The 12,538-nt window shown below is 68.5% G+C and carries 9 protein-coding genes and 1 tRNA gene; 6 read left to right on the plus strand and 4 right to left on the minus strand.

Translation table 11 applies throughout. The annotated features are described in order from the left end of the window. Positions 1-34: 34 nt before the first annotated feature. The 5 genes from PV762_RS00085 to PV762_RS00105 all read left to right on the plus strand — a co-directional run bounded on the left by PV762_RS00085 (position 35) and on the right by PV762_RS00105 (position 4,496). Positions 35-109 (plus strand) — tRNA-Gly (locus tag PV762_RS00085). 166 nt (positions 110-275) lie between these two features. Then, positions 276-1,415 (plus strand): hypothetical protein, encoded by a 1,140-nt coding sequence (locus PV762_RS00090; protein ID WP_421032995.1) that lies wholly within the window; start codon positions 276-278, stop codon positions 1,413-1,415. Next, positions 1,412-2,230 carry a hypothetical protein gene (locus tag PV762_RS00095; protein WP_421032996.1) on the plus strand — a complete coding sequence of 273 codons (819 nt, stop codon included), beginning with the start codon at positions 1,412-1,414 and terminating at the stop codon, positions 2,228-2,230. The genes PV762_RS00090 and PV762_RS00095 overlap by 4 nt, the downstream gene beginning before the upstream one ends. Before the next feature lie 115 nt (positions 2,231-2,345). Next, positions 2,346-3,548 (plus strand): MFS transporter, encoded by a 1,203-nt coding sequence (locus PV762_RS00100; protein ID WP_421032997.1) that lies wholly within the window; start codon positions 2,346-2,348, stop codon positions 3,546-3,548. A 30-nt stretch (positions 3,549-3,578) separates the two neighbouring features. Continuing rightward, a complete protein-coding gene (locus PV762_RS00105; RefSeq protein WP_421032998.1) occupies positions 3,579-4,496 on the plus strand; it encodes an aspartyl/asparaginyl beta-hydroxylase domain-containing protein in 918 nt (305 codons plus the stop codon). 31 nt (positions 4,497-4,527) lie between these two features. On the opposite strand, the gene PV762_RS00110 is transcribed toward PV762_RS00105, so the two are convergent. Further along, a complete protein-coding gene (locus PV762_RS00110) occupies positions 4,528-5,349 on the minus strand; it encodes a dioxygenase (protein WP_421032999.1) in 822 nt (273 codons plus the stop codon). 124 nt (positions 5,350-5,473) lie between these two features. Here PV762_RS00110 and PV762_RS00115 point away from each other — a divergent pair, with 124 nt between their 5' ends. Beyond that, positions 5,474-8,074, plus strand: a complete 2,601-nt coding sequence (locus tag PV762_RS00115) for an ABC transporter permease (RefSeq protein WP_421033000.1) — start codon at positions 5,474-5,476, stop codon at positions 8,072-8,074. 79 nt (positions 8,075-8,153) lie between these two features. Here PV762_RS00115 and folD read toward each other — a convergent pair whose 3' ends face one another. From folD to PV762_RS00130, 3 genes are all read right to left on the minus strand, one after another. Continuing rightward, positions 8,154-9,011, minus strand: coding sequence for a bifunctional methylenetetrahydrofolate dehydrogenase/methenyltetrahydrofolate cyclohydrolase FolD (folD, locus tag PV762_RS00120; RefSeq protein WP_421033001.1), 858 nt, complete (start codon positions 9,009-9,011; stop codon positions 8,154-8,156). Between the two features lie 122 nt (positions 9,012-9,133). Further along, the gene (locus PV762_RS00125; protein WP_421033002.1) at positions 9,134-9,766 is read right to left on the minus strand and encodes a response regulator transcription factor; all 633 of its coding nucleotides are present in this window, start codon (positions 9,764-9,766) and stop codon (positions 9,134-9,136) included. Then, positions 9,763-12,426: a PAS domain-containing sensor histidine kinase gene (locus PV762_RS00130; RefSeq protein WP_421033003.1), complete on the minus strand. Its 2,664-nt coding sequence runs from the start codon at positions 12,424-12,426 to the stop codon at positions 9,763-9,765. Before PV762_RS00130 ends, PV762_RS00125 begins: the two co-directional genes overlap by 4 nt. Positions 12,427-12,538 lie beyond the last annotated feature (112 nt).

Here is a 12,538-nt window from a genome sequence, read left to right on the forward strand (position 1 = left end):
CCCGGCGAAGGCTGGGTCATAATCTGCCTTCTCCGCGGGCGTCGTATAACGGCTATTACCTTGGCTTCCCAAGCCAATGACGAGGGTTCGACTCCCTTCGCCCGCTCCAGGTGTCCAGACGTCGACCGTTGATCGCGACGGTCCCGCTCCTTGAGCGGCGCCCTTGGTGTCCTCTGCGTCGTTCGGCCAAGGGACAAGGTGACCTTTGGCCGTTGTCGTGATCGTCCGGTCACGAAGAATCCGTACTTCCTTGCAACGTCACCAGGAGTGCGTCGATGTCGAGTCCCGCCCAACAGATCGCGCAACACAAGGCAGCCGAGTGCAAGCTGCAGGTCATGGCGCATCGACAGGCCTTTGCCCGCGAAGGTCTCGCCGCGGGCCAATGCGCGGCGGATGGCTGGGACATGTGCACCGAGCTGCTCGATGGCGAATTCGATCTGGACACGGCCGTGGGCCAGGATCTGCTGCGCCGGCTGATCGCTCAGCAGCCCAGTGTTCTCCATACTTTGCGGGCGTGGGAGCCCAGCGTTTCGGCTGCCCGCATTCCGATGCGGACCGCCGCGCCGCGTCCCGGACCGGGACCGCGTCCGGAAGATGACCTGCCCCCGTGGTTGAGGAACTATCTGTTCGGCCAATGGGGCGGGGCCGGCGTGGGCTCCGAGATCCGCTCCGCGGGTGTCGGTCCCGGGAACATTGCCGGAAACGGCCTTGCCGCGGCGCAGACCGCCGCGATGATGGGCATGCAAGGACAGACCGCCGCTGGGCTGCATGCCGCCGCTCAGAAGATCGCGTCCGGAGCCGCCCGCAGCGTGCGCATCAACGAGTTCATGGATCTGTACAACGCCAACCAGGGCAAGGGAGCACCTCGCCTGCGGCTGCGGATCCGCAATCTGCCGGTGACCGTGGCGGCACCGATCGCCGGCGCGCAATGGCGAACGAATGCCAAGGGCTCTACCCATTCCACGCGCTGGGCGTCGCCGACGTCCGGTCAGGTGCGAGGAGCGGGCGCGGTCGCTGCGGAAAGCCGCTGGGCGCGCAACATGGGCTGGTCGACCGGCAAGCTTGGGACGGGCCTGATCACCTTCGCGCCGACGGCGGCGCTCGACGCCTGGAGCAGCATCGAGTTCGACATGGACGCCGCAGGCAATCGACGCATGCGTTCCTTTGATACCAACAAGTTCCTGATCACGTCGGCACGCAATCAGAGCGGCAACGCATTGGGTCTGGCGGCCAGCATCGCAGCAGTTCCCGCGGCAGTGGCGATCGCGGCAGGGGTGGGCTTGACGGTGGCCGGTGCGCCGCTGGTGCTGATCGGCCTGGTGGCCGGCCTTGCCGTCCAGGTCATCTGGAACTCGGCCGGAGGCGCGGACTTCGCGGAGAAGCAGGTGCGCGCTGCGCTTGGAGGGCCTCAGTGAGGCCGCCTGACAATCTGGACTCCCTGAAGGGCACGCCCATCGCCATGTTCGGCGCGGGGGGGCTGGTCATTCCCGCGATGTGGGCGTTTCTGCTGGCGCCGGGTGTCGTCCTGACGATGGCGCCGATCACGGGCCTCCTGTTCTTGCTGGCGGGTCTCCACATGACCTACCGCAGCCGGTTTTCACCGGGGGAGGCGCTGTGGAGTTTCCTTCTGGCATTGATCTTCTTCGGCAGCCTGCTGGTGGCGTCCACGACGTCGCTGGCGTGGCGGATGGCGCGGCCCGATCTGCAAGGCCTCGCGGTCGGCCTGGCCGCATTCATCGGAGGCGGCGCATTGCTGCTGGGCTTCCTCGCAGAGCGGCGACGCCTGCTGCCCAAGGAGAATGGCGTGCCAGTGGCACTGCTGCCCACGGTGGATCTGCAGAGGCATCAATTGCATCCGTCGCCCGCCTCCGGCACTCAGCCCACGATGGGCCGTATCGCGTTCCTCTCCGCGCTCGCATTGAACGTGCCGTTGCTGCTTCAGATGAACGGACTGCGAGGCGATGACATCGTGTGGCTGGCCATGCCCGTGCTCGGCGCCACCGTCACCTATGTCCTGGCGACAGGGTTTGGTCCGTCCCTGGCCCGCATCCTTGCGCTCCGGGTCCTGGAGCGCCGTGACGGTCGGCGGTTCACAACGAGTCGGTTCGAGGAATTGACGCAGATGCGCCGTCATCTCTGGCTGGCGAGATGGCTGTGTCGCGAAGAGGATCTGGCTGCGCCCTCCGTGGCCGATAGCGGCCGGAACGACCGGCGGTCGCGGCGCCGTTGAGCGGATCCGCGCGGGCGCTTTCTATCTCCCTCGTGGGGGCTGGACGCCATGATCCGTGTTGCAATGCTGAACGTTTCCTGAACGCGCACTGAGCGTTCCCTTTCAGCAGTCCGACATGTCCGCCGCTTCTCCGATCGCTTCTCCCCAGCTCTCCGACGACCCGACGCCCGTGGCGCACATCGGCTGGGCGCTGCTCGCGCTGGCCATCGGCGGCTTTGCCATCGGCACGACCGAGTTCGCGGCGATGAGTCTGGTCCCGTTCTTCGCGCCGGACCTCGGCATCGACGCCCCGACCGCCGGGCACGTGATCAGCGCCTACGCGCTGGGCGTCGTGGTCGGTGCCCCCCTGCTCGCGGTGCTCGGCGCCAAGGTGCCGCGGCGCACGCTGCTGATCGCGTTGATGCTGGCCTTCGCCGTCGGCAACGGCCTCAGCGCGCTCGCGCCCAGCTATCACGCGATGCTGCTGTTCCGCTTCCTCAGCGGCCTGCCGCACGGCGCGTACTTCGGCGTCGGCGCGCTGGTGGCCGCCTCGCTGGTCGCGCCGGCGCGGCGCGCGCAGGCGGTGAGCTCCATGATGCTCGGCCTCACCGTCGCGACCATCATCGGCGTGCCGCTGGCGAACTCGCTGGGGCAGTGGGCCGGCTGGCGTTGGGGCTTCGGCGTGGTGACGCTGCTGGCGCTGCTGACCGCCGCGCTGGTCGCGATGCATGCGCCGCGCGACCGTGTCCAGCCGGGCGCCAGCGCGATGCGCGAACTCGGCGCGCTCGGTCGCCGCCAGGTCTGGCTGACGCTGGGCATCGCGACGATCGGCTTCGGCGGGATGTTCGCCGTCTACACCTACCTCGGCTCGACGCTCCTGGAAGTCACCCGCACCGGCCCCGGTCTGCTGCCGGTCGTGCTGAGCGTGTTCGGCATGGGCATGACGGCGGGGACGCTGGTCTCCGCCTGGGCCGCCGACCGCGCGCTGATGCCCACCATCGGCGGGCTGCTGGTGTGGAGCGCCGCCTCGCTGGCGCTGTATCCCTTCGCCGCCGGCAGCCTGTGGACGCTGTTGCCGGTGGTCTTCCTGATCGGCTGCGGCGGCGGGCTGGGCACCGTGCTGCAGTCCCGGCTGATGGACGTCGCGGGCGAGGCGCAGACCCTGGCCGCGGCGCTGAACCACTCCGCCTTCAACGCGGCGAACGCGCTCGGCCCCTGGCTGGGCGGCCTGGCGATCGCCGCCGGCCACGGATGGACCTCCACCGGCTGGGTGGGCGTCGCCCTGGCGTTCGGGGGCTTGATCTTCTGGGTGGTCTCGCTGGCGCTCGATCGCCGATAATCGCCGGCTTCCCTTGCTGGAGTTCCGCACATGGCCGACTGGCTGCCGCCCACGCGTTACTGGGTGCTGGCGATCTTCATCGCCTCCGCGCTGTACGCCCACTTCCGCGGCCGCGTCCGCTTCAAGCTGGCCCGCGCGCTGACCGACTTCACCGTGTTGATCTCACCGATCAACGCGATCATGTACCTGTTCTCGCGCGCGCCGGCGACGCCCTATCTGAAGACCTCGGCCTTCCCCGAGCTGAGCCTGCTGCGCGACAACTGGCAGGTGATCCGCGAGGAGGCCCTGAAGCTCAACGACGAGGGCTACATCAAGGCCGCGTCGGGCTACAACGACATCGGCTTCAACTCGTTCTTCCGCACCGGCTGGAAGCGCTTCTACCTGAAGTGGTACGACCGCGACATGGCGTCCGCGAACGCGCTGTGCCCGAAGACCGTCGAGCTGCTCAAGCAGATCCCGGGCGTGAAGGCGGCGATGTTCGCGTCGCTGCCGCCGGGCGCGAAGCTGGTGCGCCACCGCGATCCGTACGCGGGCTCGCTGCGCTATCACCTCGGCCTGACGACGCCCAACGATCCGGGTTGCTACATCGACGTCGACGGCGAGAAGTACCACTGGAAGGATGGCGAGGACGTGATGTTCGACGAGACCTTCATCCACTATGCCGAGAACACGACCACGCATCAGCGCGTGATCCTGTTCTGCGACGTGGAGCGTCCCGTGCACTTCGCGCCGATCCGCTGGCTGAACCGCGCGTTCGGCAAGCTGGTGATGACCTCCGCCGCCACGCAGAACCTGGAGAGCGAGCCCATCGGCGGCCTCAACAAGTTCTTCTATCACGCCTACAAGGTGCGCCTGTTCTTCAAGGCGTTCAAGGCGAAGTCGCGCACCGGCTACTACGTCGTCAAGTGGGCGCTGATCCTGGGCATCCTGGCGGCGATCTTCATCTGAGCGCCTGCCGACATCGGCCGTCGATGGCCTTTCAACCGGCCAGCGCCTGCGACAGGCGCTGCGCCTGCGGTCCGAACGCGTAAGCGTCCATTCCCAAGGCGCCGAAAGTGACGCCGTCGTGGATGCGGACAGGTGCGTCGTCGCGACCGCCGGCGCCCGCGGCGACGTACCAGGGCAGCAGATGCTCGTCCGTCGGATGCATCAGGGCGGCGGCCGGCGCCTGCGTCCGGTAGGCTGCCAGGGCATCCCAATCCCGGGCCGCGGAACGGTCCGCGAACCAGGTCCGGAAGGCTGCGGATTCGGCCATCTCCGGCACGTCTTCCGACGACGCGCGCATCAGCAGACGCAGGTTGTGCGTGATGCTCCCGGTGCCCAGGATGAGCACGCCTTCGCGCGACAGCGCCTGGAGTTTCCCGCCGAGTGCGATCAGTTGCGCCGGTGAGGCCTGCGCCGTCAGCGTGAGCGGGATCACCGGCACGTCGGCGTCGGGGTAGAGGAATCGCAGCGAAGTCCAGATGCCATGGTCCAGGCCGCTGTGGTCGAAGACCGGGAGGGCGAGCATCTCGCCGATTTGTGCGGTCAGCGCGCGATCGCCGGGAGCGTCGTAACGCACCTGGTACAGCGCCGGCGGGAATCCGCCGAAGTCGTACACCGCCTCGTGGCGATCGGCACCGAGCAGGACCGCCTCGCGCGCGGTCGTGTGCGCGGAGATCGCCAGCACCGCCTTCGGACGCCCCCAGACGGCGTCCAGCGTCCGGCCCAGCCGTTGCATGAAGGCACCGGCCTCGCCCGGCTCCAGCGCGATCATCGGCGAGCCATGGGAGACGAAGAGGGGAGGGAAAGGGGTGTTCATGAAGTCCATTGAACTCCCGTGAGCGCGCCGCATCGTCAAAACCGCTTGCACGGACTGTTCAAGCCGATTGCATGGCCGCACCCCTGTGCCAGCGCGCGGGCATGCGGTTCGCTACAGTCCGCGCATGAGCGCGCATCCGTCTTCCCCGTCCGCCACCCCCGCCGGGGCGCCCGCGGCCCGACCGGCCTCCGGTTCCCCCACGGGTCGGCGACCGCCGTCGCTGTGGCGCCAGACGGGGCTGCAGACCTGGCGCGACTTCCGGGCGGGCGAACTCCACCTGTTGATCCTGGCCCTGATGCTGGCCGTCGCGGCCGTGTGCGCGGTCGCGTTCCTGTCGGATCGGCTGGACCAGGGCCTGCGACGGGATGCCGCGCAACTGCTCGGCGGCGACGCGGTCGTCGCCAGCGATCAACCGACGCCAGCGCCGGTCCGCGCGCTCGCTGAACGCCTGAACCTGCGCAGCGTCGAGACGCTGAACTTCCCCAGCATGGCCCGCGCCCATGAGGACCAGGGCGGCGGCAGCCGGCTGGTGGCGGTGAAGTCGGTCAGCCCGCGTTATCCGCTGCGCGGGGCGCTGTCGTTGAAGGACGGACGTCAGGTCGGCGCGCCGGCCGCCGGCACCGTGTGGGTCGACACCGGCGTGCTCAGCGCGCTCGGCCTGAAGATCGGCGATCCGCTGCTGCTGGGCGACGCCACGCTGAAGATCGCCGGCGAGATCTCCAACGAGCCCGACCGCGGCGCCGGTTTCATGAACTTCGCGCCGCGCGTGATGCTGGCGCAGGCCGACATCGCCGCGACCGCGCTGATCCAGCCGGCGAGCCGCATCACCTACCGTTTCGCGGTGATCGGCGAAGCGGCCTCGGTGCAGCAGTTCAACACGCAGACGCGCCAGCAGCAGAAGGACGGCAACTGGCGCGGCGTGCGCCTGGAGTCGCTGGAGACCGGCCGCCCCGAGATGCGCCAGACGCTGGACCGCGCGACCAAGTTCCTGAACCTCGTCGCGCTGCTGGCCGCGTTGCTGGCGGCGATCGCGGTCGCACTCGCGGCGCGCGAGTTCGCCAACCGCCACCTCGACGACTGCGCGATGCTGCGCGTGCTCGGCCAGCCGCAGCGCCGCCTCACCTGGGTGTTCACGCTGGAGTTCGCCACCGTCGGGCTGATCGGCAGCGCGATCGGCGTGCTGCTCGGTTTCCTGCTGCATTACGGCTTCATCGCGATGCTCGCGGGACTGATCGAGGTCAACCTGCCGGCGCCCGGCATCTGGCCCGTGCTGCTGGGCCTGGGCATGGGCATGAGCCTGCTGCTGGGCTTCGGCCTGCCGCCGGTGCTGCAGCTGGCCGCGGTCCCGCCGCTGCGCGTGATCCGGCGCGAGCTGGGTCGGCCGAAGGCGGGCTCGATCGTCGTGCTGGTCGCCGGCGTGCTGGCGTTTTCCGCTGTCCTGACCGCGCTGTCGGCGGACTGGAAGCTGGGGTTGTTCGCCACCGGCGGATTTGCGGTCGCGCTCGGCGTTTTCGCGCTGCTGGCCTACGGCGCCGTGCTGGCGCTGCGACGGCTCGTGCCGCAGGCCGGCGCGCCGCGCTGGCTGCTGCTGGCGACGCGGCAGGTCGCCGCGCGTCCGGCCTTCGCGGTGCTGCAGGTGGGGTCCTTGTCGCTGGGGCTGCTCGCACTCGCGCTGCTGGTGCTGATGCGCACCGACCTGATCGAGAGCTGGCGCGCCGCCACCCCGGTGAACGCGCCGGACCGCTTCGTCATCAACATCCAGCCGGAGCAGGGCCCGGGCTTCCGCGGCGACCTCGACCAGGCGGGCGTCAAGGACTACGACTGGTATCCGATGATCCGCGGCCGGCTGGTCGCCATCAACGGCGAGGCCATCAAGGCCAGCCGCTTCACGGAGGAGCGCGCGCAACGGCTGGTGGAGCGCGAGTTCAACCTCAGTCACAGCGCGGATCTGCCGTCGCACAACCTGATCTCCGGCGGCCGGTGGACGGCGGAGGACAAGGAAGGGGTCAGCGTCGAGCAGGGCCTCGCGGAGCAGCTCGGACTGAAGCTCGGCGACACGATGCGTTTCGACATCGCGGGCGTGCTGGTCGATTCGAAGATCACCTCGCTGCGCAAGGTCGACTGGGGGTCGATGCGGGTCAACTTCTTCGTGCTGTACCCGCGGGCGCAGATGCCGGAACTGCCGGTGAGCTACATCTCCGCGTACCGCTCGCCGCAAGGGCAGGGCGAGGCGGCGGCGCTCGACCGCAAGCTGGTCAACGAGTTCCCCAACCTGACGCTGATCGACGTCTCCGCCGAGCTGAAGCAGGTGCAGCAGGTGCTGGAGCAGGTGATCATGGCCGTGCAGCTGCTGTTCGCGGTGGCGCTGGCGCTGGGCGTGGTCGTGCTGCTGGTGGCGGCGGTGGGGTCACGTGATGCGCGCACGCGGGAGTTCGCGCTGATGCGCGCTTTCGGCGCGTCGAGCGCGCTGCTGGCGGCGGTGCAGCGCGCTGAGCTGCTCGGACTGGGCGCGCTGGCCGGCTTCCTCGCGGGCTTGGCGGCTCAGGCGCTGGGCTGGGCGCTGACGCACTACGCCTTCGAATTCGAATGGCAGTTCAAGCCCTGGGTGCTGATCGGCACGACCCTCGGCGGCGCGGTGCTGGCGCAGCTGGCCGGCTGGTGGGCGCTGCGCGGCGTGCTGCAGCGCCCGGTCGTGCAGACGCTGCGCGAGGCGGATACCAACTGATGGAAGTTGAGGTCTGGCTGACAGCCGAGCCCGATCAGCAAAAGCCCCTCTCCCGCACTGCGGGAGAGGGTGCCATCCATCAGCGCTGTGCGGCGGCGCGTTCGGCCGATTCCATCGTGTTGACCAGCAGCATCGTGATGGTCATCGGTCCGACACCGCCCGGCACCGGCGTGATCCAGCCGGCGACTTCCTTGACGCTGTCGAAGTCGACGTCGCCGCAGAGCTTGCCCTCCTCGGTGCGGTTCATGCCGACGTCCAGCACCACCGCGCCGGGCTTGACCATGTCGGCGGTCAGCACGTTGCGCTTGCCCACGGCGGCCACGACGATGTCGGCCTGACGTGTGAAGTGCGCCAGGTCCGGCGTCGCGCTGTGGCACACGGTCACCGTCGCGTTGGCCTGCAGCAGCAGCATCGCCATCGGCTTGCCGACGATGTTGCTGCGGCCGATCACGACGGCGTGCTTGCCCTTCGTCTCATAGCCGATGAACTCCAGCATCTTCATGCAGCCGTAGGGCGTGCAGGGCTTGAAGCCGTCCTGGCCGACCATCAGCGCGCCGGCGCTCGCGACGTGGAAGCCGTCGACGTCCTTCTCCGGCGCGATCGCCTCGATGACCTTGTGCGCATCGATCCCCTTGGGCAGCGGCAGCTGCACCAGGATGCCGTGGATGGCGGGATCGTTGTTCAGCGCGTCCACACGCGCCAGCAGCTCCGCCTCGGTCATCGTGTCGGCGTACTTCTCCAGCACCGAGTGCAGCCCCGCGTCCTCGCAGGCCTTGACCTTGTTGCGCACGTAGACCTGGCTCGCGGGGTTGTCGCCGACCAGCACCACGGCCAGTCCGGGCTTCACGCCCTGGGCGGTCAGCGCGGCGGCGCGCGTCGCCACTTCGGCGCGCAGTTGCTTGGACAGGGCGTTGCCGTCGATCAGTTGTGCGGTCATGTCGGTACTCCGGATTCAGTGATTCAAAAACGCGGAAAGCAGAAAAGCGGAAGGGCAGAGGATCACTCTGCCCGGAATGCGAAGAGGCCGCTTTTCAGCGGCCTCTGGAAGTCATTGGCGGATCAGCCGGCCTTGGCCGGCGTGTTCGCGCCGAGCGCGATCTTCAGCAGGTCGGCGACGGTGTTGGCGTTCAGCTTTTCCATGATGTTGGCGCGATGCGCTTCCACCGTCTTGATGCTGATGCCCAGGTCGTCGGCGATCTGCTTGTTCAGGCGGCCGGCGACGATGCGTTCGAGCACCTGCGCCTCGCGCGTCGTCAGGCGCGACAGCAGCGCGTCGCGGCTGGCCGCTTCCTGCTGCGTCGCGAAAGCGCCGCGGGCCTGGTCCAGCATGCGCTCGACCAGCGACAGCAGTTCCTCTTCCTTGAACGGCTTCTCGATGAAGTCGACCGCGCCTTTCTTCATCGTCTGCACCGCCATCGGCACGTCGCCGTGGCCGGTGATGAACACGATGGGCAGCGGGCTCTTGCGTTCGATCAGCTTGTCCTGGAGTTCCAGGCCGCTCATGCCTTCCATGCGGATGTCGGCGATGAGGCAGGCGACTTCGCGCGGGTCGTAGCGGCTCAGGAAGCTCTCGGCGGAGTCGTAGCACTTGACCCGGTAGTCCTTGCCTTCCAGCAACCATTGCAAGGAATCTCGCACGGCCTCGTCATCGTCGACGACGTAGACATTGCCCTTCTTCGGAATCAAGCTCATGGTGTGGCTGCAGTGTTGTGAGTGGTGCTCGTCCCGACCTCACCGCCCTTGTCGAGCGGGGTCGGAGGCGACTCCGGACGCGGGATGTCGACGGGGATCGTGAACGCGAACCGGCACCCGACGATGGAAGGTCCATTGTAGAGGTTCTCGGCACGGATCCGACCCTGGTGGGACTCGATGATGGACCGGCATAACCCTAGTCCGATCCCCAATCCATCGGCCTTCGTCGAGAAGAAGGCCTCGTACATGCGCTCGATGACCTCGACCGGCAGACCCGGTCCCATGTCGGTCACCGAGAACTCGATGTTGGCGCCGAGCTCGGCGGTGTGCTTGGGCACCACGCGCAGCTCGATGTGCCGGCGCGAGGGCGGCAGCGCCGCGTTGTCGATCGCCTCGGCGGCGTTCTTGAGCAGGTTGAGCAGCACCTGCTCGATCAGGATCGGGTCGACGCGCATCACCGGCAGGCGCTGCGCGACATAGGTGTGGATCTGCACGTTGCGCCGGCGCAGTTCGATGCCGGCGAGCTCGACCGAGTCCTCCACGATCGAGGCCGCGAACGCGGGCTGGCGCTGCGGCTCGCTCTTCTTCACGAAGGCGCGGATGCGATGGATGATCTGCCCGGCGCGCTGCGCCTGCTTGGCGGTCTTCTCCAGCGCGACGATCAGGTCGTCCTTCTGGATGTTGTCGCCGCGCACCCGCGAGACCATGCCGTTGCAGTAGTTGGTGATCGCGGTCAGCGGCTGGTTGAGCTCGTGCGCGACGCTCGACGCCATCTCGCCCATCGTGATCAGCCGGCTGGTGACCTGCGCCTTCTCGGTCTGCTGCTGCTGTTGCGCCTCCGCGTGGCGGCGCGCGGTGATGTCGGTGGCGATCAGCATCTGCGCCAGCCGGCCGTCGGTCCATTGCAGGTAGCGGGCGCGGACGTCGAACCACATGTCGAGCTGCGCGATGAAGACCTCGCGCGAATCGCCGCCGACCTCGGTCAGGTGCTGCGCGGGCAGGCCGCCGTAGCCGTCGACGTCCTCCTCATCGCCATGCTCGCCGGGGTCGCCATGACCGTCGCGTGCGCCCGCGCCGCTGCCGCCGATCTCGTAGCTCGCGTCCTGCGTGCTCGTCGCGCCGGCCAGGCTGGTCGGCTGCGAGCCGGCCAGCATCGCGTGCCCCTTCGGATCCGCGCCGAACCACAGCCGGTAGCTGCGGTTGGCGAAGAGCAGTTCGCCCTGCTGCACCGACAGCACCGACACCGCCGCGTCCAGGCCTTCCAGCACGGTGGTGAAGCGCTCATGCGACGCCGACAGCTGGTCGCGCACCCGCTTGGCCTCGGTGATGTTGGTCATCGAGGTCATCCAGCCGTTCTGCTTGCCCTTGGGGTCGATCAGCGGCGAGACGTACATGCGGGCGTCGAAGATGCTGCCGTCCTTGCGCATCACCTTCACCTCCGAGCCGCCGGCCGGGCTACGGCCCTGCATCTCCTGCTGCAGCAGGCGCAGGTTCTCCTCGTAGCGGTCGGGCGGCCAGTAGGGGAAGGGCGGCTTGCGGCCGATCAGCTCGGACTCGGCGAACCCCGTCATCGCGCAGAAGGCCGGGTTGACGTAGCTGATGCGGGTCTCCAGGTCCATCGCCCGCATGCCGGTGAGCATGGAGTTCTCCATGGCGCGCCGGAAGTTGGTCTCGGCGGCGAGCGCGTTCTGCACCTGTGCGCGCCGGCGCATGTGCTTCCAGGTGCCCAGCAGCATCCAGACGGTCAGCACCGACAGCGCCATCACCATCCAGAACAGCGTGTTGGAGATCAGGCCGATGGAGGTGCGGTAGCCCTGGCCGCGCAGCACGAGGCCGGGCGCGGGCGCCATCGGCACCTCGTGATAGATCGGCGCGCGCGTGATGCGCTTGCCCGGCATCGGCGTCACCGTGCTGGCGACGACCTGCTCGCGCGGGTCCAGCACTGCGACCGCGTGTCGCGACGTCACTTCGTTCGGGACCGAGTAGCGCAGCAGGCCCTCGACCGCGTACTCGGCGATCAGCACGCCGGCGAAACCGGCGCGGTCGCTCAGCGGCAGCTGCAGCTGGAACACGGTCGAGTTGTTGGCGTCGGCGAAGGAGGCCGAATAGGTCCGCGTGCGCCGGTCGCGCGCGCCCTGGAAGGCGCGCTCGGGTTCGCTGTTGGCGTGGCCGTTGGGCATGGACGGATCGCTGCCCTCCAGCGTCATCAGCGACTCGGCCTGTTCGCCGATCGCCGCGACGCTGACGCGTTTCTCGCGGCGCGCGTTCAGCCAGGTGATGTGGGTGATCTCCGGCCGGTTGCGGGCGATCGCCATCGCGCGCTGCGTGAATTCGAGGTTGTCGATCGAGCGGTTGGCCAGGTCGCGCTGCAGCGGGATCAGCAGGTCCTCGTTCTCGATCAGGCGCGAGCGGATCTGCTGCTGCGCCATCTCGGTGTCGCGCTTGACGGCCTCGGCCTCGCGTTCGATTTCCTCGTTGCGCAGGTACCAGAAGGCCGAAACGATCGCCGCCAGGAACAGCACCACCGACAGCAGCGGCCCCAGCGTCGCGAAGCGGTCCTGACGGGACGGAGACTGCCGGCGCCACCACGCCGACACCAGGCGTTTGACGGGATTCAGGGCACGGCGCGCAAAGCCTTGGACATCGAGGCGGGACAACATGGGCGCGATTATCCCGGCCCGCTCAAGCCCTCCCGGCCCGGGCGGCCCCGGGGCATTCCCGATCCGGGCATTCCCGGATCGCATCGTGAAAGACATCGGTCACGAAACGAGG

Origin of the sequence: Mitsuaria sp. CC2, assembly GCF_048957715.1 — a bacterium.
Lineage (GTDB): Bacteria > Pseudomonadota > Gammaproteobacteria > Burkholderiales > Burkholderiaceae_C > Roseateles.